This window comes from Massilia sp. TSP1-1-2 (assembly GCF_049896185.1).
Taxonomy (GTDB): Bacteria; Pseudomonadota; Gammaproteobacteria; order Burkholderiales; family Burkholderiaceae_D; genus Telluria_A.
Map to the genome: position 1 here is coordinate 45,405 of NZ_JAFCTU010000033.1, position 22,876 is coordinate 68,280.

Consider the following 22,876-nt stretch of genomic DNA (forward strand, 5'->3'; position numbering starts at 1 on the left):
TCCGTTATTTAGGCAATCCCGGATCGTCACAAATAGTAGCTCTTTAATAAATCTTTGTAAGCACATCAGAAAAAGTGTTGTTTTCCTGGCATTTTCGGCGCTAGTGTTCCTCGTACTGCATGTCGATCTGGGCCGGTGTGGCGTCCTTGGCCAGTCACCAAGTAACCAGTCCTTTGGTCGATTGACGGGTACTATGAACTCAGTGACCGTCTACTGGTGCAGGTCGCGAGCTGACAGCAGAGGACATGATGGATGCAGGGGCGCGACGGGCGCAGCGACTGCCATGGAAGCCACTCGAGACGAATCCAAAGGATTTGGCTGGTTTTCTGCTTCATCTCCAGTCGTTGTCGCACTGGCCGGCCAGAGAAGAAAATCCTATTTTCCTGTTGGCGGACGGGCGATTTGCCGCCATATTCACTATTGGATAGGTCCGCTTTGCGGCGGCGGCCAAGGTGCAAGGCTATCTTGCAACGTCGAGTACAATCGGCAGCAGTCGGCCAGGTCATTGGCGGCGGAGAGCTGCGGAGGATTCGCTCAAGGAGGGAACTTTATGAGATATGACCTCGGGTAACCCTTCGTTTTACGATCGATAACACGTTAGGCATTTAATGACGCAGTTCCTCCACAACTTTGCATGCTTCGACTGCCAAATCTCTTTCAAGTGGCCGGCGACAAGCAACTCGGCAACGGGCAGCGCGCATCTGGCGGAGTCAGAGCTCGCTCACAACTGTCCGAACTGCGGTCACAAAATGGCATTCATGGGCCGCAACAGTCGGCACTCATGTACGAGCTTGAAGATGCGCAGGAACACCTGACTTCAATAATCGCTAACATGAACAGCGATGCCAACTTTGATGAGGTAAATCTACGTATCGATCTCGGGCATGTTTTTTCGCATCTGAACCGGGCATGGCATCGCCGCGAGAAAATCGAGGGGTTGGACGAAGTGGAATGGCTGGAAGCGAGCAAGTTTCCCACGGACCTCGACCCAACTTAGAAGTGCGTAGCGTCAGGCCAAGGTCGGCCAGAACCGGCCACTCAGCCGAGCACAAGTGAGTGCATGGAAAATAAATCAGAGTTGCCATTCCAATATGATCAAACATGAGCCCTTCGGAAATCGGCTATGTCGCGCCCCAGATTTCATTGTTGCGTATACGCTGGATCCATGTGACGAGCTGAGATTGTCGAAGCCGGGGCAAGGAATGCGTGTTGACTTCCTGTACGACGGGGAGAGTCCTACTGTTGAGGGTATCCACATGATTTGGCCAGAAATCCTCGATGAGGATGGTCGCGTGATGATGGACACAACACCCGGCATATTGCCTAAGAATGGAAAGGCAAATATGTGGGTGTTCGACCCGGCAAGCCGAGATTTTCATGCAAAAAAACTAAAAATTGGAGCCAAAGGTTATTGGGTGCGCGGTAGCTATCGCCTCGCCAGAGTCGTTGTGATCGAAATCTGTAGCTTAGCCCGCTGACTTAGACGCGAGTCTGCTTGACCGGATGCTGCGGCACTTCACAATTTTTTGCGAGTTGCAAGCCGTTCAGTCCCCGTTAGAATTCGGATTTTGTTGTTCATGCCGAACGCACGCTTCGGGGCGACTGCAGTCACTCAGAAAAATAATTTTCGTGGGCCTTTAGTTTTTAGTCACCCGTCACCCGAAGTGAATTGCTGGTTCCCGTACTGCGCCAGCCGCTCCTGCAGCGTCCCGCTGTGCAGCTCAAGCAAATTGTCATCGTAATCATAGAAGTACAGCGAAATCCCTTCGCCTTTCACACGTGCCCGGGCAGGGCGGATCTCCACATCCAGCGCGCGCAGCTTGCGTTCATACTCCACCATGTCGCCGGCGTCGGCCGCAAACGCCACGTGCCGGTACGAACGCGCCACGGGTTCCCCTTTCATCAGCGCCACCCACACGTCGCCCAGCACGAAGAATTTTTCTTCCGACAGCGAATATGGTTGCTTGCCGCTGTCGTAGACTTCGGTAGCGCCCAGCGCGTCACGCCACAACCGCGCAGCGCGCTCCACGTCACTGACGATCAGCGTGACGTGGCTCAGGCCCCGGATCGGCATTACTTCTTTTTGTCCCAGATAGCCATCATGTCTTTCGTCCCCTGCAGGCGGATGCCGTTATCGGACAACACGCCGTCGGTCGCCTCCTGCATGTCCTTGCGCCGCACGACCATGTTCTCGCCGCCGCGCTGGTCGAAGTGGATCACCAGCAGTTCATCCTTGGCGTCGCGCAGCAGCGTCACCAGGTGCGCCAGGCTGCGTACCGGCACCTTGTTGACCGAGTAGATCACCGAGCCGAATCGGTTGCTGTAGCCGGTCACCAGCTTGTGCGGGAAAAACGGCGAACTGACCACGACCAGCTCTTCGCGCTCTTTGGTCGGCTGGTCGCCGCGGCGCGTGACGAGGGGACTGGCCACCCAGCCGTAGGCATTGAGCGCATTCGCATTGCCCGTCATGAAATTGAGGAAGTCCGACGTGGCGCGCGAAAACACGATCGGGCCATAGATAAAGTACGACGGATAGCCGCCGTTCAGGTCCGGGATCAAGAGCTGGCGCCCGGTCAATACCGGCACCTGCACGTCCATCGGCTTGCCATCGCGGATGATCGTCAGCGGCACCTTGCCGTTCTTGGCCAGCTGCTGCACGCGGTACTGGAAGCGCACCCGCAGGTTGGTGCCCAGGTTGACCATCGACTGGTTGTCGATGGCCGAGTTGCCGATGCGGGTGATGACGTCCCACTCCTTGAGCGGATAGGCCGGGTCATCCTGGCCGGGGCTTTGCACCACGGCGCCGGTGACCGACTTGTCGAGTTTCAGGAAGGTGCGCAGCACCGGGTTTTCCAGCGTCTGCGTTTCGTCTAGCAGCGCCGGCTTGCCGTCGTAGCGCCCGTCGGCCACGTCGCGCAGGAACAGCTCCACTTCTTCGTTGGGAATGATGTAGCCGATGTTTTGCGCATTGGTCGCCGCGCCAAATGCCAGGCCCACCATCTTGTCGCCGGCAATCGCCGGCCCGCCGCTGTTGCCCGAATTGATGGCGGCGTCGATCTGGATCCGTAGCCCCGCCGTGTCCATGCTGTAGTTGACAAATTCGATGCGCGAGACAATGCCCTTGGTGATCGAGAGCGAGGTGCCGCCGGTCGGGTAGCCATACGCAAAAACCTGGTCGCGCACATTGGGCAGCACGCTGGCGCGCGCCACCGGTGCATGGCTGTTGAAGAAGGTGTCGTCGTCCAGCTTGAGCAGCGCCAGGTCCATGTCGCGCGCCACCGCCACCACCGTGGCCGAGACTTTGTCGCCCGCTTCGTTGGCCTGCACCTGCACCTGGCTCGCGTAGCCGACCACGTGCGCGTTGGTGAGGATGCGGCGCCCTTCTATGACGACCCCGGATCCGGTCACGTCGGCCGGCGACGCCTTGCTCCATGGTTTGAACGGATCGGGGCGGCGCAGCGTCGAGAAGACCTTCACGACCGAGTTTTCGAGGTTGGCAGGAATGGCCGGCGCCGGTGCCGGGACCGCGCTTTCCTTGACTGCTTCTTGGGCCGCGGCCTGGCTGCCGGTCAAAAAGCTGCACGCAGCAAGTGAAAGCACGGCGACGATACGCAGAGTTGTCATGTTCGATTTTCAGGAGGATACCCGCAGGCGCGGGCGGTAGCGCAAATATACACGCTGCGCGCAACTTGCAGAGGCGCCGGCGCATAAAAAAAGGCCCCTTGCGGGGCCTGGAGTGCTTACTTTTTCACGAACTTGAGCGTCATGCGGTCGCTCTCGCCGATGGCGAGGTATTTGTCGCGGTCGACGTCTTTGTTGGCCAGTACTGGCGGCAGCGACCACACGCCCTTGTTATGGTCGGCCGTGTCTTTCGGGTTGGCGTTGATCTCGGACTTGGCCACCAGCTTGAAGCCGGCCGCCTCGATCATCTTGATCACTTGCGCCTCGTGCAGGTAGCCGCTGTCTGGCTTGACCGGCTTGCCGGCGGGCGCGCGATGGTCGACCACGCCGAACACGCCACCCGGCTTGAGTGCCGTGTGCACGCTCTTGAAGATTTGCTTGACCTTGGCGTCACCTTCGCCAGTCCAGTTATGGATGTTGCGGAACGTGACGACCAGGTCGACGCTGCCCGGCGCGGCAAAGTTGTAGGTGGTGGGCACTTCAAACACGCCGCGCTGCACCTTGCCGTACATGGCCGGGTTGGCGCTGAATTTTTCTGTCAGCCTGGCCGCTGCGCGCTTGGCGCCGTCGTCAGTTGACGTGGGCGATTCGCCCGCTGCAATGAGTTTGCCGTGATCGCGAAGGTAGGGGGCGAGGATTTCGGTGTACCAGCCGCCGCCAGGGCTCAGCTCGACCACCGTCATGGTCGGCTTGATGCCAAAGAAGGTCAGCGTTTCGTAGGGATGGCGCGCGCCGTCGCGCATCATGTTGGCCGGCGTGCGGTCCTTGCTGGCGATCGCCGCCTTGAGGGCGTCGTCGGCGCCGTCTGCGCCCTTGGCATGTACCGCGCCTGCCAGGCTTGTGGCCAGCATGGCGGCCAGGATCATTCGTTTCATGTGTGTGTGCCTCCGTTGATGAACTGTGACGATAATCCGGTATGCGCGCCGCACGGTCAAGTGGATTCGCATCGGCACAGGCCAGCACGCGGGTTACACTTGCCGTCTCTCGTGATGGGCGTGTTTACGCCAACAGCCATGCCTTTGACTTTCCGTTTTCCGTTCGCTCTCCTGCTGTGCGCCGCTTTGCCTGCCTTTGCAGCGGCCCCTCCCGCCATGCTGGACAAGGGCGGGTCAGTCAACGGCATCGCGCTCTTCACTACTTACATGGCCATGTCACCAAGCGCGCAGGTGGGCGAATTTGCCGTCATGACGCGGGGCGACCAGGCTGCAATGGCAGAACCGGTCACGCACGCGACCGCGCTGGCGGGCGCGCTTGCCGCGCCGGGCGACGCTTGCACCCCGGCCCTTCCCACCAGCGCCCTTGGCCGGGGCAGGAGCGGCACCACCACGGTGCTGCTGCGCGTGGGCCTTGAAGGCAAAGTGATCGGCGCCAAGCTCACCGCGTCGAGCGGCTTTGCCAACCTTGACCAAGCGACCATCGCCGCCGCCGGCAAGTGCACATTCACTCCCAAAATCAGGAACGGGATCCCCATCGAAACGTCGGTGGTGTTCACCCACGTCTGGAAAAGCGCCTCGTCGCCTTTGGCGAGCGCCGCGGCCGCGTCCGCGCCAGCGTCACGCAAGCCGTGCGCGCGCTTCGCCTATCCGGGGGCCGCGTTGGCCAATGGCGAGCAGGGGACTGTCCACATGACATTGCTGATCGACGTCGACGGCAGCGTGCGCGAAAAGAAGGTCGTCAAGAGCAGCGGTTCCGCCGAACTTGACCGGGCGGCGCTCGACGGCATGGCGCAATGCGCGTTCACGCCCGCCATCACCAACGGCTTGCCCGAAAAGTCGCTGCTATCGTTTTCCTATAGCTGGACGCTTAACTAGCGCTCTAGCGCTGGTCGCCCATCCAGGACTTCAGGCCCGTCACCCATTTCTTGGCCGGCAGGTTCATGCTTTTTTTGATCTGGCCGGCGCGCTCGTACAGCACGCTGAAATCGATCTGCGGCGACTTTTTGAATGCGACGACGACGATGTTCGCGTCATGCACTTCGGGCAGCCATACCACCGCATCGAACACTAGCTCCATGTTCTGCAGGTTCTTGTCGTAGTTGCCAAAGTCGCCGAAAACATTGGCTGTCATGATGCCGTCGGGCGTGAGGCAATCGAGGCAGGCCTGGTAAAACTCGGGCGAATCGAGCACCGGGCCGCGCGCCTGTTCGTCGTACAGGTCAACCTGCAGCACGTCGACCGTATTGTGGTTGGCCGGGTCGCATACGAAGGCCATCGCATCCATCTCGCGCACGTCCAGCCGCGCGTCGTTGGGCGGCAGGCCAAACAGCGCGTGGCAAATGGCGATCACGTTCGGATTGAGTTCAGCCACCGTCACCCGCGCCTGGGGAAAGCGGTGATAGCTGAACTTGGTCAGCGCCGCGCTGCCAAGGCCCAGCTGAACGATATGGCGCGGCGTGTCCAGGAACAGCATCCACATCATCATCATCTGGACGTATTCGAGTTCGATAAAGTCGGGCCGCGACAAGCGCATGGCGCCCTGCACCCACGAAGTGCCAAGGTGCAGCGAACGCACGCCTTCATATTCGGTGGTGGTGGCGGGAGGGTGGCCGGGGGCGTCGAACCGGCTGGCGGGTAGGGTAGGGAGCATGACCCCAATTTTACAGGCCCGCGTCCGGCACCATCAATGGCAGGATCAGCGCCACCGCCAGCCCGCCGCCTTCGCGGTTGCCCAGCGTGATGCGCCCGCCGTGCGCTTCGGCGATTTCGCGCGCCAGCGCCAGGCCCAGACCGGTGCCAGTGCGCTTGGTCGAATAGAAGGGCACCAGCGCGTTGGCCAGCACCGCGTCGTTCATGCCCTGGCCGCGGTCCAGTACTTCAATGCGCAGCAGGCCCTGGCCCGACTTTACGTGCAGCTCCACCTGGTCCGGCGAAGAACCCGATTCGTGCGCGTTCTTGAGCAGGTTGAGCAGCGCCTGCTCGATTTGCCCCGGGTCGAACCAGGCCGGGTCCGCGGGCAGGCTGCCAACGAGCTTGAAGCGCACTTCGGCCGCCAGGCGCCCGACAAAGCTGTCCAGCGCGCACGCCTCGACCTGCGGCGTGGGCAGCTTGGCAAAGCGCGCGTAGCCCAGGATGAAGGTTTCGAGGTGGCGCGTGCGTTCCCCGATGGTTTCCAGGATTTGTGGCAGGCGCGCGGTCTGGCCGCGCCGCACCAGTTCCGCACCCGAGTGCGCAAGGGAGGTGAGCGGCGCCAGCGAATTGTTCAGCTCATGGCTGATCACGCGGATCACTTTTTTCCAGGTTTGCACTTCCTGGCGCCGCAATTCCTGGGTCAGCTGGCGCAGCAGCAGCAGCTCGTGCTTGCGCCCGTTGAGCGTAAAGGTGCGGCGCGCCAGGTGGTACACCTCTTCGTCTTCGCGCTCGCCGGCGGTAAACAAACCGTCGCCGCCGCGCGCGAGCGCGTCCACCAGCGCGGGCGCCGCCGTCTTCAGAATATCGGCCAGGTGATGGCCTTCGAGCTTGCGGCCCTGGCCCAGCAGCTGGCGCGCGGCCAGGTTGGCAAACACGATGGCATTCGCGCTCGGCGCGTCGCCCACCAGCAGCATGGCCACCGGCGTGTTCTGGACCATCGTGTCAAGCAGCAGTTCGCGCTGCACCAGCGCCAGGCGCTGCTCGCGCAGCACGTTGCCAAGCGCATTGTGGACGTCGACCAAGTCCGCCACTTCATCGTTGTGCGGCCAGTGCAGGCCGAACGAAAAGTCGCCGTCCTGGTAGCTGGTGACCGTGCCTTCGAGCGCGCGAAACAGCGACAAAATAGGCCGCAGTTGCGCGCGCATCGTGATGACGGCCAGCGGCACCACGCACGCCATGCAGACGCTTGCGACCAGCAGCGGCTGGCCGGGCAGCAGGTAGTCAAGCGCCAGTGTGAGGCCGACGCCCACGCCCAGCAGCGTGCCCACCAGGGCCGACCAGCGCGTGGCCAGCGTCAGGCGAAAGCGCGACCTGGCTTGCATCACGGCCGCGCAATGCCCAGGCGTTCCATGCGCCGGTACAGCGCCTGGCGCGACAGGCCAAGTTCGGCCGCCGCCTGCGCCACCACGCCGTTGGCGCGCGCCAGTGCCTGCGCCACGCAGTCGCGGTCCGGTTCCACCTCAAGGGCCGGCAGCACCAGCTGCGCCAGGCCCAGATCGGCGGCCTTGATGGCGTCTCCGGGGGCCAGCAGGCAAGCGCGCGCCATCACGTTTTTAAGTTCGCGCACATTGCCTGGCCAGGCATGCGCCAGCAGCGTCGCCTGCGCGCACGGCTCGAGGCGCTTGCCCTTGGGGAGAAAACTGGCCGCCAGCGGCAGAATGTCGTCAGGGCGCGCGGCCAGCGCCGGCAGGCGCAGTTCGATCACGTTAAGGCGGTAGAACAGGTCTTCGCGAAAGGTGCCGGCGCGGATCATGGCGCCCAGGTCGGCATTGGTGGCGCTAATTACGCGCACCTTGACCTGGCGCTCCTTGTTCGAGCCGAGCCGCTCGAAGCGCCCGGTCTCGAGCACCCGCAGCAGCTTCATTTGCCCGGCCAGCGGCAGGTTGCCGATTTCGTCGAGGAACAGGGTGCCGCCGTCGGCCGCCTCGAACTTGCCTTCGCGCGCGCGCGAGGCGCCGGTGTAGGCGCCCGCTTCGGCGCCGAACAGTTCGGCTTCGATCAGTTCGGCCGGCAGCGCGCCGCAATTGAGCACCACGAAGGGGCCGCCGCGCACCGCCGAATTGGCCTGGATGATTTCGGCGATGCGTTCCTTGCCGGTGCCGTTCGGGCCGCTGATCAGCACCGCCACGTCGGCCCGCGCAACCTGGCAGGCCAGGTGCAGCACGCGCTCCATGGCCGCGTCTTGCCAGACCATGCCGCGCAGGTCGAAGCCTTGTTCGAGATCGCGCCGCTGGCGCCGCTGGGACAGTTCGCGCTGGGCGTGCTGCAGCAAGGCGCGGTTGGCCTGGCCCAGCTCGATCAGGTTGGTGACGGTGGCGATCAGGCGGTTGTCGTTCCAGGGCTTGGACAGGTAGTCGGCCGCGCCCGACTTGATCAAGTCTACTGCCGCGTCGAGGTGGGTCCAGGCGGTCAGCAAAATGACCGGCAGGTCCGGGTGGCGGCGCCGGATCTCGCGAAACAGTGCCTTGCCTTCTTCGCCGGAGGTGGTGTCGGCCGAGAAGTTCATGTCTTGGATGACCAGGTCAACGCTGCTGCGTTCGAGCAGGGCCAGGCCTTCTTCGGGCGAGGCGGCGCGCAAGGCGTCGATCTCGTGCAGCGAGAACAGCACTTCAAGGGCGATGGTGATGGCGACGTTGTCGTCGATGATCAGGACGGTGGGCATGGCTCAGGATACCAGCGCGGCAGTGCCGAACGCAATGTAGGCCCACATTTCGCCGTTCTCGTCGAGCTCCGTTTCGACGAAGCCGGCGCTGGCGTAAAAGGCCCTGGCCGTGGGGTTGACCGGTGAATAGCAGATCCACACGCCGGCCGCGCCCGGCAGGGCCTTGATTTCGTCCAGCAGCAGCGCGAGCGCGCGCCGGCCCAGGCCCAGGCCCTGGCGCCGATGGTCGACCATGAAGCGATAAATCGAATACTCGCCGGGATCGCCTTCCTCGGCCAGCGAAACGAACATCAGGAAACCGACCGCCTGCTCGCCGTCGTAGATCGCGCGCGTGTGGTAGTGCGGATAAAAGCTCGCTTCGGCGATCGAGTAGGCGTTACTGTCGAGGAAGTCGATCTGGTGATCGAGCAAGGGCAGCTTGGTCAGTTGGTCGAAATTGTCGGCGGTGACGGCCCGCAGGCTGACGTTGATGCTCATCGATTCTCTCGGGTAAAGACAAAGCGCGAGTATGCCACGGCGCCAGGCGTTACGCGCTGCGGGTCGCCAAGGCCGGCGAGATGCTGGCCGCGCGCCACGCCGGCCCGTACACGGCAATCACGCCGAGCGCGAAAAACACGCCGGTCCCGGCCAGCAAATACCCAAGCGGCAGCTTGGCCATCTCCAGCTTGGTCACCAGCAGCTGGTTCAAGCCGATCGCCAGCACCGCGCCGCTGGCCACGCCCGCGGCGGTGATCATGATGTTTTCTGTGATGAAGTAGCGCAGGATGTCGGCCCGGCGCGCACCCAGTGCGCGCCGCACCCCGATCTGCTTGCGCCGCTGCGTGACCCACAGGCTGGCCATGCCGACGATGCCGCTGGCGGTGATCACGAGCAGCAGGGCGCTGACGGCAATCAGCGTCCATGACAGCGCCATGTCGGCGCGGTAGCGCTGCTTGCGGTCGCTTTCGGTCGTCTTGGCCGACAGGATCACCGGCGCGGTGGCGTCCTTGTGCAGCGCCGCCTCGGCCTCCTTCATGACCCGGTCGCGCTCACCCGGCGCGGTACGCACCGTGTAGGTGGCGCCCGGGATCCCGCCCACGCCGCGAAACGGCTGGATCAGCGAAAAGTCGCCTTGCTCGTCGATCTGTGCCCCGGGGCTTTGCAGGCGCTCGACTACGCCGATCACCTCGCTTTCTTCGGCGTCATCCCCGACGCCGAAGAACAGCGTCTTGCCGACCGCGCTGCCTGGTCCCGGCCACAGCTTTGCCGCCAGGGCGCTGGTGACGATGACGGTTTTCGGCGTGCCGTTGTGACTGGCCTGGCTGTCGAGCTCGAGCACGTCGTCGGGCTTGAAATCGCGCCCTGCGACCAGCTTGAGCTGCCAGGTGGCCACCAGCGAGTCGCCGGTCTGGTAGATCCATGCGCCGGCACTCTCGTTAAGTTGCTTGCGGTCGACCGAGACGCTGCTGCGGCGGGCCTGGTTCGACAGTGGCATCTGGTTGGTCGTTGCCACCGATGCCACGCCCGGGATCGCGCGCAGCCGGGCCGTTTCGCGTAACTGGAGGGCGCGGTCATACTCGGCCGTCTCCCGTGTCAGGTAACGCGTGCTGACATAGAACACGGAGCTTTCGTCGGCGATGCCGCTCGGGCGTGCCATGACGGCCTGGCGCAGGTTGACGATGTGCAGGGCATTGGCCAGGATTGCCATGCTGATGGCCACCTGGATGGCCACCAGCACGGCGCCTGTCTTGTTGCGCATGAGCGCGGAGAGAATGGGATTCATGAGGATCGTCGCTTTCGGATTCGTTATCGCGCAGTGAGTGCGCTGTTATTGCGCTGTTATTGCGCTGTTATTGCGATTTGAGTTGCATGGCCGGCGTGACCTGGCATGCGCGCCACGTGGGCAAGAGGCCCGCTACTACCGCGGCGCCCACCGACAGCACGAAGGTAAAGCCGAGCATGACCCAGTCCATGTGCGCGACGCTGCCCATCTCGCTCGATTGCATGGAAATCAGGGCCAGCGCGGCGATGGCCAGCAGCAGGCCAAGGATGCCGCCGGCCAGGCCGATGACCGCCGTCTCGACCAGGAACTGGCGAAAGATGTGCTGACGCGAGGCGCCCAGCGCGCGGCGGATGCCAACTTCGGCCGCGCGCACCGAGAATTTGGCCAGCAGCAGGCCAACGGTATTGACCAGGCACAGGACCAGAAAGCCGGAGGCGAGCCAGGCCGACAGCTTGTTGTCGTTGCCGACCACTTTCATGAAGACCAGCCATTCGTTCACGTCGTACAGCGATGGCGCGACCGCCCGCTGATGACGCCCGAGCTTGCGCTGGTCGGCCGAGTAGTTGGCGAGATAAGCCTGGAGCTCGGTGCGCTCGCGCGCGGTTTTGGTCTCGAACCAGAACTGGATGAAGGTGCACTCGGAGGCGAGCAAGCCTTCATAGCCTGGCCCCGGGGTGGCAGAACAATTCATGCTGCCCTGGGGGCTCGATTTCAGGCGCGCCGCTGTGGCGAAAGGGATGTAGACGTCTTCGTCATTGCCGAAATTACCCTCGCCGCCGATCAGGCGGTAGTAGTGCGGCAGGGGCGCAAAGTCATTGAGCACGCCGGCCACCTGGAACGGCTGCCCCAGCATGATGATGCGCTGCCCGACCGGATTAGCCTGGCCGAACAGCTTGCCCGCGATCTGGCGGCTCAGTACGACCACATTGACGCCTGCCGCATCGTCGTCTTCGCTCCATGCCTGGCCGTGCAGGAAGGGCACGTCGAACATGGCGAAAAAGTCGCGCGTGAGCGCCAGGCCATTGGCAGGAAATACCCCCAGGTCCTTGCGCTGCGGTTCGATTGGCGCCGAGATGCCGAACATTGCCGTGCGCCGCTCGCCGACCTTGGCCCTGAGCAGGTTGACCGCGTCCGGATAAGTCATCTGGCGGTCGCCCGCTTCTTCGCCCGGGATGTATCCCTTGAGCGGACCAACGTCGAACTGCGGCACGAACAGACGCTCGCTTTTGTGCGGAATCGGGTCGCCCGACATCACGTGCAGAATCGTCAGCGTCGAAACGCTGGCGGCCACGCCGATGGCTAGCGTGAGCACCATCAGCGCCGTCAGTGCCGGGTTGCGGCGCAGGCTGCGCAGGCCCAGCATGAAGTAATACTTGAACATGTGCGCTCCTTAACCGTGGGTGGCCGACGCGTTCGCACGCGAAGCCGCATCGAACAGCGTGGGCGTCTTGCGCACCAAATCCGACACCTGGCCATCGATGATGTGCACGTTGCGCTGCGAACGGACCGCCAGTTCCGGGTCGTGCGTGACCATCAGGATGGTGGTGCCCTGGGCGTTGATTTCCTCAAGCAGCTCCATGACGCCGCGCGCCATTTGCGTGTCCAGGTTGCCGGTCGGTTCATCGGCCAGCAGCAGCTTGGGCGAACCGGCCAGCGCGCGCGCGATCGCCACGCGCTGCTGCTGCCCGCCCGACAGTTCGGCCGGGTAGTGCTTCATGCGCGAAGCCAGGCCGACCTTGGCCAGCGCGTCCTCGATGCGCTCCTTGCGCTCGGCCGCGTTGAAGCCGCGGTAGCGCAGCGGCACGTCGACGTTATCGAACAGCGACAGATCGGGAATCAGATTAAAGCCCTGGAAGATGAAACCGAGCTTCTCGTTGCGCAGGCGTGAGCGGGCGTTGTCGTCCATGCCCTTGACGTTGACGCCGTCGAGCACATACTCGCCGTCGGTGAATTCTTCAAGCAGACCAGCGATGTTCAGAAAGCTGGTCTTGCCGGAACCGGAAGGTCCTGTGACGGTGACGAACTCGCCCTTGTTGACCTGGATTTCGAAGCCGCGCAGCGCGTGCGTTTCGATCATGTGGGTGCGATAGACCTTGCTCAGATTTTTCATGCGCAGCATGGGGTGTCCTTTTTTTGGGATGGGGTTATTGATTGATCGAGACGCGCGCCGCGTTGGCGAAGGTATCGGTGCCGGCAATGACGACCTTGTCGCCGGGCTTGAGGCCTGCAAGAATTTCAACTGCCGTGATGCTGGTGGCGCCCATGGTGATGGGGGTGCGCACCGCAACGCCGTTCTGCACCACGTAGGCAAAGCGGCCGCCTTCGCTTTCCACGAAAGGCCCGCGCGGCAGCAGCACCACGTTGGGCTTTTCCTCGATCAGCAGGCGCGCCGTCACGCGCTGGCTCTGGCGCAATCCTTTGGGCTGGGCGCCGTCAAAGCGCACGCGCGCCAGCACCTGGTTTTTGACCACTTCCGGCGAGAGCGCCGACAACTTGCCGCTGGCCGTGGCCCCGCCAAGCTGGATTTCGGCCGTCATGCCCAGGCCCATGTCGGCCACATAGCTTTCCGGGACTTCGAGTTCGACTTCCAGGCGCGACAGGTCGACCAGCGTCATGAGGGCGACGTTGGCGGCCACCACGCTGCGGTCTTGCACGGACAGCGTGCCGATGAAACCGTCAACCGGCGCGCGCACGGTCAATTCGTCCACGCGGCGCTGGGCGTTGGCCATCGACAGGCGCTGGCGGTCCAGCTCATTGATCTTGGTCTTGAGCGCCAGGCCCACGTCGTCGCTTTCCAGCACAGCGGCCTTGCCGGCGTGGCGGGCGCGGATCTCGGCCGACGCCAGCGCGTCCTTGGCTTTTTGGAAGTCGATCTTGGCGATGACGCCGTCGTTGGCCACCGCCTGGTAGCGCTCCAGCGTGCGCTGGGCCGACAGGCGATCGATGTCGGCGGTGTCGGCTTCGCGCTGGGCCAGCAGCTTTTGCTTGCGCGAGGCGATATTCTGGCGCGCCACTTCCGCCTCGATCTGCTGGTAGCTCGATTGCTCGCGTTTGAGCGCGTCGGACAGGTCGGGCGAATCCAGCACGGCGAGCACCTGGCCGCGCCTGACGGTGTCGCCGGCGGCCACTTTTAAAGTGACGGTGGATGGCGCGGTGGAGTACAAAGTGGGGCTGACGGCGGCCACCACGCGGCCATTGACGGCGGCGTCGCGCACCAGCGTGCCGCGCGCGACTTCGGCGATGCGCAGGCGCGCACCGTTGACCGACTGGGCGCTCGCGCTCCACTTTGAAAACAGCATGAAGCAGGCAGCCACGGCGGCAACTGCGACGGCGGCGATCAGCAGGCGCCGCTTTCCCTGGTGCGGGGGCGGCGTGCTGAGGACGGCGTCTTGGGAGGAGGTATCTCGGATCATGGTGTGTGGTGTTGACAAGAATGTCATTACCTCCGCAGGATCCGTGCCAGGAGCTAAGTTATTGATTTCGTTCGATGTTTTTAGTCGCGTCCGCTGTCCGGAGCGTCCGGACGGCGGACGTATGGACAGCGGCCGGACACCTTGCGCCGGCCGCGACCGGCGTCAGGCCCCACTTGTGGTTTGTCAAATTGACCATATATCGCGTATATGATGCCGGCCTCGCCGCGCAAGACCTGAAAGATGTCATGCCCGCGTTCGTTTCAAAGCTGTCCGCCTTGTGGACGCTGGTTGCTGCTCACCTGCGTTCGCTGCTGCGGCTCCCCGATCGGGGACCCGGCGACTTCCCTTTCTTGGTCAGCGAGGTCGCGCAGCTGCACCGGCTGCGCACCGACCCGGCCACTGCATCGATCGACGACGCGACCTGGAAAGACCTGCTGCTCGAACCCTATTGCGCGGCGCTGTCGCAAGAGGTCAGCATTTTTGGGCAGCAGGTGCTGTACCAGCGGCTGCGCGCCGGCATGGGCGAGGCACCGCCGGAGCGCGTCAAGGCTTTCCTGGACAAGCCGGAACACGTGCAGGAGCTGCATCGCCAGTGCGAGCCGCTGCGCCGCGCAGACAAGGAAATCGCGTCCTTGCTGTATGAAGATGCGCTGCCGCCGGTGGCCGGATGGGCGCCGTTCACCTGGCTGCTGCCGCTCGCGCTGGTGATTGCGCTGGCGGGCGCGGTCATCTCGCCGCTGGCATGGCCGGTGATCGTTGTGGTGCTTGTTCTCGTGCTCGGCGTGCTGTTTGGCGTGCAGCTGCAGTACGCGCAGCGGGTAGAAGAGTGGCAACGCTCGATTGCGGCGCTGCAGATACTGCTGCGCGTGACGGCCAGTCTGGGTGGCAAGGATGCTGCGGTTGCGGGACGCTGCAGCTTGAGCTTTAGCCGCGCGGTCCTGACCGCCGCCGTTCCCTCCCTGCGCTCTTACCATGACTGGTTTGGCCTCGGCAATGTGAATCACTATTTCAAGAGCATCAAGCGGGTGCGCGACCGCCTGCCGTTGCTGCGCGCCTGCTTCGAGCATGTGGCGATCCTGGAGGCCGACGTCGCGCTGGCGCGGCACCTGCTGGGCGCGGGCACCTTCTGCTGGGCCGAACCCAGCGCCATGACCAGCATCGCGCTTGAAGAAACGGTGCACCCGCTGCTGGCGCATGCGCAGCCGCTCACGCTCGCGCTGCAGGGCAGGGGCGCGTTCATCTCGGGCCAGAACGGCATCGGCAAAAGCACCTTGCTAAGGACGCTGGGGATCAACCTGGTCGCCGCGCGCGCCTTTGGTTTTTGCTACGCGAAGAGGGCGAGCGTGCCGCTGGCGCCGGTGTACGCCAGCATGCAGAGCGAAGACTCGCTGCTTGGCGGCGAAAGCCTGTACATGGCCGAACTGCGGCGCGCCAAAGAGCTGCTGTCGGCCGCCGAGGGGCCGCACCCGGGCGTCTACATCATCGATGGCTCGACGTGCTGGCCGCCAAGGGCATGGTGGTGGTCTCGTCGCATAACCTGGTGCTGGCGTCGCTGCTGGCGCACCGGCTCGACCCGCTGTGCGTGGCGAAGGGAGATGACGGCGTGCTGACGCTGTCGAGCGGCGTGCTGGCGCATACCAACGGCATTGCGCTGTTGTCGGAGCGCGGCTTCGGCGGCGCCGTTCAGGCGAATGCCGGCAAGGTCTTCGACTGGCTCAGTGCCTACCTGGCGCATCAGGCCGACTGCGGCGGGGTGCTGGCATAGGCAATGTATATAAATGCGGGGCCGACCACACTTTAATTACGATGAACGGTGCGCATGCGCTTCCGCAGCAGAATCACCCCGTACATCAACGCAAGCATCGCGATCCATGCGCCGTAGACCACGGGCAGCGAAGGGACGTAGCCGTCAGGCCAGGTAGCCGCCTGCCCGTCAGAGAAATTGGGGCCGCCGCCGTAGCGGATGTCGAAATAAACGTTGCCGAGAAAGTGGATCAGCGCGATGTGGATCACGTAGAACAGCAGCGGATTGCGGCCGAACAGCATCAGCACCTTGTTCTCGCGCATCCGCGTAAAGGCTGCCAGCAGCAGCAAGCCGATGCCCGCCGTAGTGCACAAGTACAGCAGCGACGGCGGGTATTTGTGCACGCGCACGAACGACATCAGATCGAACATCAGGCCGCGGCCCTGCGCTGACCACGGGTCCGGGTCGCCGTAGATGTTCAACGAGCGCAGCGCAACGAAGGCGAGCAGCAGGCCGGCCGCCGAGGCCAGCAGGAAGCGGTCGCGCCGGGCGCGTTCCCACAGGAACACGGGACCGAGCGCGTAGCCGGCGGCCATCAAGCCGACCCATGGCATGAGCGGATACATGATGGCCACCCCGGCCAGCGGGAAGCCTTGCGGGAACGGGACGAAGCCGCCCTGATGCCAGGCTTGCCACAGCACGCTGGCCGGCTTCCAGTTGTCGAAGGCGTTGTGGGTGACGATCAGCAGAACGCCGATCAGGGCGATGGCTGGGCGGGGCAGCCAGACCAGCAACGCCAGGATCATCATGCCCACACCCAGCGCCCAGATCACTTGCAAGATGATCACGTGGTAGCCCAGCTGCCAGCTGAAGGATATCCAGCTGACTTCGAGCGCGAGCAGCATCAAGCCCCGCGTGGCGAGGTAGCGCGACAGGTCGGCGATGCCGCTGCCCTGGCCGCGCAGGAAAGCGGAGCTGCCGGCCAGCAGCACGAAGACGGTGGCGCACAGGTGGGTGATCCAGCGCGTCCAGAACCAGGCGGGCGTGGTGGCTGCGAGGTCTTCGGGGTTGAACGGCGTGGGGCCGAAAAAGTCGCGCGTGTGGTCCAGGGCCATCAGGGCGATGACGAAGCCGCGCAGCATGTCGATGGCGGGCAGGCGGGCTGGCTTGATCATGGGTGCGGTCCTTGGGAAATGTGCACTCGGCATGACATCGTCCTCGAGGCGGTCGCGAAAGGGGCGACAGTGCAGCAAAGTTACATCGTCCTCGCACGCGGGGACCTCTGGCACTTGCTAAGTTGAGCCGTTCTATGGGTCCCCGCGCGAGGACGATGTGTTGCTGCTGCTCTGTCGTCCCTTCTGCTACAGCCTCGTGCGCGGGGACGATGTTGTTTAAGTGTGCTTTATGCTACTTTAGCAATTCCCGTCAATACTGGCGACCTATTTTTCGCGCTCCAGCGGCGTGCCCTTGTCGATCACTTCGCGGCAGTCTCCCTTGAAGGTCGCATTGTCGTAATGGGCCCAGCCGTAACTGTCCACGTAGCGCGGATGCAGCTTGAACCGCTCGCTCATGAAGCTCCACTCCAGGTGCTCGTCCGGATAGCGGATATCGGCCAGGTCGAGCAAGGTATGAAATACATTCTCCGTCGACAGGCGCGCCTGGCTATGCTTGCGCAGCTGCGCAACCTTGGCCGGCCGCTGCGCCAGGTACACATCCGAATACCAGACAAACGCCGGCACGTGGAACTCGAATTGCGTGTTGTGACCGTGAAATGCCAAGTCGCACTTGTTGTCATACAAGGTCTGGCCGTGGTCCGACATGTACATCAAGGCACTGCGCTGCTGCGACTGCTTGAGCATGCCGATCACGTTCGATAAAAACCAGTCTGTATACAAGATGCTGCTGTCGTAGCTGTTGTTCAGTTGCGGCTTGATCTTGGTGTTGGTGTAGACCGGCTTGTCGACGCCGAACAGGGACGGCTGCCAACGGTCGAACTGTTTTGGGTAGCGATGGCTGTAATTCCAGTGGCTGCCCAGCGTGTGCAGCACGATCAGCTTTTTCTTGGCAGGATCGGCGAGCGCGCCTTTTACCGGGTCGAACAAAATCTGGTCGAAATTGGAATTGTTGGTAAAGCCGCCCAGGTTCAGGAACTGGATCACATCGGCTTCCTTGGCAAACACGGACACCGGCGTATCGAACTCGCCAAACGACACCTGGTTCGACAACCAGTATGTCTTGAAGCCCGCTTCCTTGTAGGCGGTCAGAAAGGATTTCTCCGCGAAACCATCCTTCAGGCTCTTGATCGCAGGCTTACGCGAAATCATTACCGGGACCGACAAGCGCGTGGCCGATACCGACGTGATGACGTCCGGCAGCATCACCAGGTTGCTTTCCTTGCCCAGCAGCGGGTTGGTCTCGCGCCCGTAGCCGTTCAGGCTCCAGCGGTCGTAGCGCGACGATTCGCCGATTACCATGACCACGATTTCTCCTTCGGCGTCGGGCACGGCCTGGCGCGCGCCGAACGTGAACTTGCTGTTGCGCGCCCCCAGTTCGGCCAGGTGCTTGCGTTCCTTGTAAAAGTCGAGCCCGCGCGACATCAGCCCGAACGGCCAAGAATTGGCAAACGCATCGAATTCCACAGGCAGGCGCGCGCGGTACGGCAAGGCCTGTAGTTTCAAGCCCGTGCGGTTCGCCGCAGGCACGGCAGCCACGACAGGCACGCTGGCGCCCTTGGCGGGCGCAGCAGGCCGCGCGGCAATGCCGAATTCGACCCCGTAGGCCCACAAGCCGGCGCCGCAGGACAGCACGGCCAGCGCGACCCAGCGCGAGCTGTCGGTCCAGTCCAGCTCGCGCGTGGCGCAGGCCGCGCGGAAACTGGCGATCCACCATGCCAGCGCGGCGACCATTACGCCCAGCATCAGCCACACGGTGTTGCCCAGGAATTCCATCGCTTCCTTGGGACTGGTCTCGGCGATGATGCCCAGGTGGTGGGTCGAAATGCCGGTCCCGTAGTAGGTATACAAATACACTTCGGTGGGCAGCGCCAGAAATGCGGGGAGCAACAGCCAGTGAAACCACGCGGGGCGCTTGAACACGGCCCATACCGCCACCCAGGCCACGAATTCGACACCCAGCACTTGCCACGGCCGCGCCATTGGCTTTCCCAGCAACATTGGTACGAACGGCACGGCCGACAGCAGCAGGTAGGTGAGCAGCAGGAAAATGGCGGCAGGGCGCAGCTTGTAACGCATTGTCAGGGTGGGTAGAATCAGGAGGCCCTTATTATCCCGGGGTTTGCAGCCCCAGAGGAGTTTTTTAATTTCCCGGCGCCAAAAAGGTGGCGGTGACGGTCGTCTTCGGTTGCGACAAGCGGAGCGGAAAGTACCCGATCGCCCAGCCGTTTGTTGACGGCAGGATGGTAAACAGGTTGACCATCCCCGCAATCACGCTTATACTCGCGAGTTCTCGAATTTATTCTGCACATCGTGTGCGCACTACAGCCGCTCCCTCGCGAGTGGCTATCGGCGCCTCCGCTGCAGTCGATCCGGGACTCAGTTTTAGTCCCCGGGCATGTTGCCCGGGTTATTCATGTTGTAATTTTGTTGGATTAATTAACGATGCCAACCATCAATCAACTGATTCGCAATCCACGCGTCGCTCTGACCGTGAAAAGCAAATCGCCGGCGCTTGAAAATAGCCCGCAAAAACGTGGTGTTTGCACCCGTGTATATACGACGACTCCAAAGAAGCCAAACTCGGCTCTGCGTAAAGTCGCCAAAGTTCGCCTGACCAACGGTTTCGAAGTCATTTCGTACATCGGCGGTGAAGGCCACAACCTGCAGGAACACAGTGTCGTGCTGCTGCGCGGCGGTCGTGTTAAAGACTTGCCGGGTGTGCGTTACCACATGGTTCGCGGTGCACTCGATACCCAGGGCGTCAAAGACCGTAAGCAATCGCGTTCGAAGTACGGTACGAAGAAAGCCAAAGCGGGCAAGAAGTAAGCTTATTTAAGCTCGCTTTTGCTTATTAATAGTTGAACCGACCAGAGACGGTCGAGTAAGTGGATGGCTATGATGGCCACCGCGAGTGTGCCCAGCACGCTCAACTGAAGACTGAAAGGAATTGAAATGCCACGTCGTCGTGAAGTCCCCAAACGCGAGATCCTGCCTGATCCAAAATTCGGTAACCAGGATGTCGCCAAATTCGTCAACGTTCTGATGCTGTCCGGCAAAAAATCTATCGCTGAAAGCATCATCTACGGTGCGTTTGAACACATCAAGACCAAGTCCGGCAAGGACCCGCTTGAAGTGTTCGCTACCGCGATCAACAACTGCAAGCCGATGGTCGAGGTAAAATCCCGCCGCGTCGGTGGTGCCAACTACCAGGTGCCAGTTGAAGTTCGTCCAGTTCGTCGTATGGCGCTGTCCATGCGTTGGTTGCGCGAAGCCGCAAACAAGCGCAGCGAAAAATCCATGCCGCAACGTCTGGGTGGTGAATTGCTGGAAGCCGCTGAAATGCGCGGTGGTGCTATGAAAAAGCGTGACGAAGTTCACCGCATGGCTGAAGCGAACAAGGCGTTCTCGCACTTCCGCTTCTAATCAAGGGCCAATCCCGGGCGTACGTCAGCCCGGGCGCGGCCATGCATCTGTTGTTCGAGGCCGGGCTCATTTTGTTCACAAAGTGTTGCTCGGTTTTGTCCATTAAAAGATTTAGGAATAATTATGGCACGCAAGACCCCCATTGAGCGCTACCGCAATATCGGTATCTCGGCTCACATCGATGCTGGCAAGACCACCACGACTGAGCGCGTCCTGTTCTACACGGGCGTGAACCACAAGATTGGCGAAGTGCATGATGGCGCGGCCACCATGGACTGGATGGAGCAAGAGCAGGAACGCGGTATCACGATTACCTCGGCTGCAACGACTTGCTTCTGGAAAGGGATGGCTAACAATTTCCCTGAGCACCACATCAACATCATCGACACGCCGGGCCACGTTGACTTCACGATTGAAGTTGAACGCTCGATGCGCGTGCTCGACGGCGCCTGCATGGTTTACTGTGCAGTCGGCGGCGTGCAGCCACAGTCGGAAACCGTATGGCGTCAGGCCAACAAGTACAAGGTCCCGCGCCTTGCATTCGTGAACAAGATGGACCGTACCGGCGCCAACTTCTTCAAGGTCTATGAGCAGATGCGTGCGCGCCTGAAGGCAAACCCGATTCCGCTGCAAATTCCAATCGGCGCTGAAGAAAACTTCAAGGGCGTGGTCGACCTGGTCAAGATGAAAGCCATCTACTGGGACGACGCGTCGCAGGGCATGAAATTCGACTACCGCGACATTCCTGCAGAACTGCAAGAGCAAGCGAACGAATGGCGCCTGAACATGGTCGAGGCCGCTGCTGAAGCGACCGACGAACTGATGAACAAGTACCTTGAAGAAGGCGACTTGACGGAAGAAGAGATCAAGATGGGCTTGCGTATGCGTACGCTGGCGTCGGAAATCGTTCCAATGATGTGCGGCACCGCCTTTAAAAACAAGGGCGTGCAAGCCATGCTGGACGGCGTGATCGAATACCTGCCGTCGCCGGTGGACATCAAGCCGGTACAAGGCATGGATGAAGACGACCAGCCGACCTCGCGTAAAGCGGACGACAACGAAAAGTTCGCGGCACTCGCGTTCAAGATCATGACTGACCCGTTCGTCGGCCAGCTGATCTTTTTCCGCGTGTACTCGGGCTCGATCAAGTCGGGCGACACTGTCTACAATCCGATCAAGAACAAGAAAGAGCGTCTTGGCCGTATTTTGCAGATGCACGCGAACCAGCGCGAAGAAATCAAGGAAGTCCACGCCGGCGATATCGCTGCAGCCGTTGGCTTGAAAGACGCGACCACGGGCGAAACTCTGTGCGATCCATCCTCGATCATCACCTTGGAAAAGATGGTGTTCCCTGAGCCGGTGATTCAACAGGCTGTCGAGCCTAAGACCAAGGTCGACCAGGAAAAAATGGGCTTGGCGCTGAATCGCCTGGCACAGGAAGATCCATCGTTCCGCGTCAAGACCGACGAAGAGTCGGGCCAGACCATCATCGGTGGTATGGGCGAGTTGCACCTGGAAATTATCGTTGACCGCATGAAGCGCGAATTCGGCGTGGAAGCCACCGTCGGCAAACCTCAGGTTGCTTACCGCGAGACGATCCGCAAAGTATGCGAAGAGTCCGAGGGCAAGTTCGTCAAGCAGTCCGGTGGTCGTGGTCAGTACGGTCACGTGGTATTGAAGATCGAGCCGCAAGAGCCGGGCAAGGGCTTTGAATTCGTTGACGCCATCAAAGGCGGTACGGTTCCACGCGAGTACATCCCTGCAGTTGAAAAGGGTGTGCGCGGCACGCTGAACAATGGCGTGATGGCCGGCTACCCAGTCGTTGACGTCAAGGTTACGCTGTTCTTCGGTTCGTACCACGATGTTGACTCGAACGAAAACGCGTTCCAGATGGCAGCTTCGATGGCCTTCAAAGACGGTTGCCGCAAGGCTTCCCCAGTCATCCTGGAGCCAATGATGGCCGTTGAAGTCGAAACGCCGGAAGACTACGCCGGTACCGTGATGGGCGACCTGTCGTCCCGCCGCGGTATGGTGCAGGGCATGGACGAGATTCCAGGCGGCGGCGGCAAGATCATCAAGGCTGAAGTGCCACTGTCCGAAATGTTTGGTTACTCGACCTCGCTGCGTTCCGCAACGCAGGGCCGCGCGACTTACACGATGGAATTCAAGCACTATGCTGAAGCGCCTAAGCACGTGACTGACGCAATCGTCACCGCAAAAGCTAAGTAATTAGTCAAATATCAGTCGTTGAGGACAGAGCAAAGCGATAAACCGTGCTCTGTCCCGCAAAACAAAAACTTTAAAGGAAGTTCAAAATGGCAAAAGGTAAATTCGAACGGACCAAGCCGCACGTCAACGTCGGTACCATCGGACACGTCGACCACGGCAA

At 62.0% G+C, this 22,876-nt stretch carries 21 protein-coding genes and 2 pseudogenes; 9 read left to right on the forward strand and 14 right to left on the reverse strand.

Annotation, left to right across the window (positions count from 1 at the left end; translation table 11 throughout):
* The first annotated feature begins 634 nt into the window (after positions 1 to 634).
* Together ACP7BV_RS22185 and ACP7BV_RS22190 are read left to right on the forward strand one after the other, a co-directional pair.
* Positions 635 to 997 (forward strand): hypothetical protein, encoded by a 363-nt coding sequence (locus ACP7BV_RS22185; protein ID WP_426106882.1) that lies wholly within the window; start codon positions 635 to 637, stop codon positions 995 to 997.
* 259 nt (positions 998 to 1,256) lie between these two features.
* Positions 1,257 to 1,478 (forward strand): hypothetical protein, encoded by a 222-nt coding sequence (locus tag ACP7BV_RS22190; RefSeq protein ID WP_426106883.1) that lies wholly within the window; start codon positions 1,257 to 1,259, stop codon positions 1,476 to 1,478.
* Between the two features lie 170 nt (positions 1,479 to 1,648).
* On the opposite strand, the gene fosX is transcribed toward ACP7BV_RS22190, so the two are convergent.
* The 4 genes and pseudogenes from fosX to ACP7BV_RS22210 form a co-directional block, all read right to left on the reverse strand.
* Positions 1,649 to 2,074: a FosX/FosE/FosI family fosfomycin resistance hydrolase gene (fosX, locus tag ACP7BV_RS22195; protein WP_426106884.1), complete on the reverse strand. Its 426-nt coding sequence runs from the start codon at positions 2,072 to 2,074 to the stop codon at positions 1,649 to 1,651.
* Entirely contained in the window at positions 2,074 to 2,703 is a 630-nt protein-coding gene (locus ACP7BV_RS22200) for a PDZ domain-containing protein (protein ID WP_426106907.1), read from the reverse strand. The genes fosX and ACP7BV_RS22200 overlap by 1 nt, the downstream gene beginning before the upstream one ends.
* A gap of 252 nt (positions 2,704 to 2,955) precedes the next feature.
* A pseudogene (locus ACP7BV_RS22205) lies at positions 2,956 to 3,624 on the reverse strand (trypsin-like peptidase domain-containing protein); the annotation flags it as partial.
* Positions 3,625 to 3,740: 116 nt separating this feature from the next.
* Entirely contained in the window at positions 3,741 to 4,556 is an 816-nt protein-coding gene (locus ACP7BV_RS22210) for a class I SAM-dependent methyltransferase (RefSeq protein WP_426106885.1), read from the reverse strand.
* A gap of 138 nt (positions 4,557 to 4,694) precedes the next feature.
* On the opposite strand from ACP7BV_RS22210, the gene ACP7BV_RS22215 reads away from it, so the two are divergent.
* On the forward strand, positions 4,695 to 5,492 hold the full coding sequence (locus ACP7BV_RS22215; RefSeq protein ID WP_426106887.1) for an energy transducer TonB: 798 nt from the start codon (positions 4,695 to 4,697) through the stop codon (positions 5,490 to 5,492).
* Between the two features lie 4 nt (positions 5,493 to 5,496).
* Here ACP7BV_RS22215 and ACP7BV_RS22220 read toward each other — a convergent pair whose 3' ends face one another.
* From ACP7BV_RS22220 to ACP7BV_RS22255, 8 genes are all read right to left on the reverse strand, one after another.
* The gene (locus ACP7BV_RS22220; RefSeq protein ID WP_426106888.1) at positions 5,497 to 6,267 is read right to left on the reverse strand and encodes a spermidine synthase; all 771 of its coding nucleotides are present in this window, start codon (positions 6,265 to 6,267) and stop codon (positions 5,497 to 5,499) included.
* A gap of 10 nt (positions 6,268 to 6,277) precedes the next feature.
* Positions 6,278 to 7,630 (reverse strand): sensor histidine kinase, encoded by a 1,353-nt coding sequence (locus tag ACP7BV_RS22225; protein WP_426106908.1) that lies wholly within the window; start codon positions 7,628 to 7,630, stop codon positions 6,278 to 6,280.
* Positions 7,630 to 8,970 carry a sigma-54-dependent transcriptional regulator gene (locus ACP7BV_RS22230; protein WP_426106890.1) on the reverse strand — a complete coding sequence of 447 codons (1,341 nt, stop codon included), beginning with the start codon at positions 8,968 to 8,970 and terminating at the stop codon, positions 7,630 to 7,632. The genes ACP7BV_RS22225 and ACP7BV_RS22230 overlap by 1 nt, the downstream gene beginning before the upstream one ends.
* A gap of 3 nt (positions 8,971 to 8,973) precedes the next feature.
* Complete coding sequence (locus tag ACP7BV_RS22235) at positions 8,974 to 9,447, reverse strand: GNAT family N-acetyltransferase (protein WP_426106891.1); 474 nt, start codon at positions 9,445 to 9,447, stop codon at positions 8,974 to 8,976.
* A gap of 49 nt (positions 9,448 to 9,496) precedes the next feature.
* Positions 9,497 to 10,732, reverse strand: coding sequence for an ABC transporter permease (locus ACP7BV_RS22240; protein WP_426106892.1), 1,236 nt, complete (start codon positions 10,730 to 10,732; stop codon positions 9,497 to 9,499).
* A gap of 67 nt (positions 10,733 to 10,799) precedes the next feature.
* Positions 10,800 to 12,113, reverse strand: a complete 1,314-nt coding sequence (locus ACP7BV_RS22245; RefSeq protein ID WP_426106893.1) for an ABC transporter permease — start codon at positions 12,111 to 12,113, stop codon at positions 10,800 to 10,802.
* Positions 12,114 to 12,122: 9 nt separating this feature from the next.
* On the reverse strand, positions 12,123 to 12,851 hold the full coding sequence (locus tag ACP7BV_RS22250) for an ABC transporter ATP-binding protein (protein ID WP_426106894.1): 729 nt from the start codon (positions 12,849 to 12,851) through the stop codon (positions 12,123 to 12,125).
* Between the two features lie 25 nt (positions 12,852 to 12,876).
* On the reverse strand, positions 12,877 to 14,145 hold the full coding sequence (locus tag ACP7BV_RS22255) for an efflux RND transporter periplasmic adaptor subunit (RefSeq protein WP_426106896.1): 1,269 nt from the start codon (positions 14,143 to 14,145) through the stop codon (positions 12,877 to 12,879).
* Positions 14,146 to 14,390: 245 nt separating this feature from the next.
* Here ACP7BV_RS22255 and ACP7BV_RS22260 point away from each other — a divergent pair, with 245 nt between their 5' ends.
* Entirely contained in the window at positions 14,391 to 15,755 is a 1,365-nt protein-coding gene (locus tag ACP7BV_RS22260) for a MutS-related protein (RefSeq protein ID WP_426106897.1), read from the forward strand.
* On the forward strand, positions 15,686 to 15,910 hold the full coding sequence (locus ACP7BV_RS22265; RefSeq protein ID WP_426106898.1) for a hypothetical protein: 225 nt from the start codon (positions 15,686 to 15,688) through the stop codon (positions 15,908 to 15,910). The genes ACP7BV_RS22260 and ACP7BV_RS22265 overlap by 70 nt, the downstream gene beginning before the upstream one ends.
* Positions 15,911 to 15,942: 32 nt before the next feature.
* Here ACP7BV_RS22265 and ACP7BV_RS22270 read toward each other — a convergent pair whose 3' ends face one another.
* A complete protein-coding gene (locus ACP7BV_RS22270; RefSeq protein ID WP_426106899.1) occupies positions 15,943 to 17,064 on the reverse strand; it encodes a DUF1624 domain-containing protein in 1,122 nt (373 codons plus the stop codon).
* A 264-nt stretch (positions 17,065 to 17,328) separates the two neighbouring features.
* On the reverse strand, positions 17,329 to 19,140 hold the full coding sequence (locus tag ACP7BV_RS22275; protein WP_426106900.1) for a phosphoethanolamine transferase: 1,812 nt from the start codon (positions 19,138 to 19,140) through the stop codon (positions 17,329 to 17,331).
* Between the two features lie 366 nt (positions 19,141 to 19,506).
* On the opposite strand from ACP7BV_RS22275, the gene rpsL reads away from it, so the two are divergent.
* From rpsL to ACP7BV_RS22295, 4 genes and pseudogenes are all read left to right on the forward strand, one after another.
* Positions 19,507 to 19,890 (forward strand): 30S ribosomal protein S12, encoded by a 384-nt coding sequence (gene rpsL / locus ACP7BV_RS22280; protein ID WP_426106901.1) that lies wholly within the window; start codon positions 19,507 to 19,509, stop codon positions 19,888 to 19,890.
* Positions 19,891 to 20,016: 126 nt separating this feature from the next.
* The gene (rpsG, locus tag ACP7BV_RS22285; protein ID WP_426106903.1) at positions 20,017 to 20,487 is read left to right on the forward strand and encodes a 30S ribosomal protein S7; all 471 of its coding nucleotides are present in this window, start codon (positions 20,017 to 20,019) and stop codon (positions 20,485 to 20,487) included.
* 123 nt (positions 20,488 to 20,610) lie between these two features.
* Entirely contained in the window at positions 20,611 to 22,716 is a 2,106-nt protein-coding gene (fusA, locus tag ACP7BV_RS22290; RefSeq protein ID WP_426106904.1) for an elongation factor G, read from the forward strand.
* An 86-nt stretch (positions 22,717 to 22,802) separates the two neighbouring features.
* A pseudogene (locus tag ACP7BV_RS22295) lies at positions 22,803 to 22,876 on the forward strand (GTP-binding protein); the annotation flags it as partial.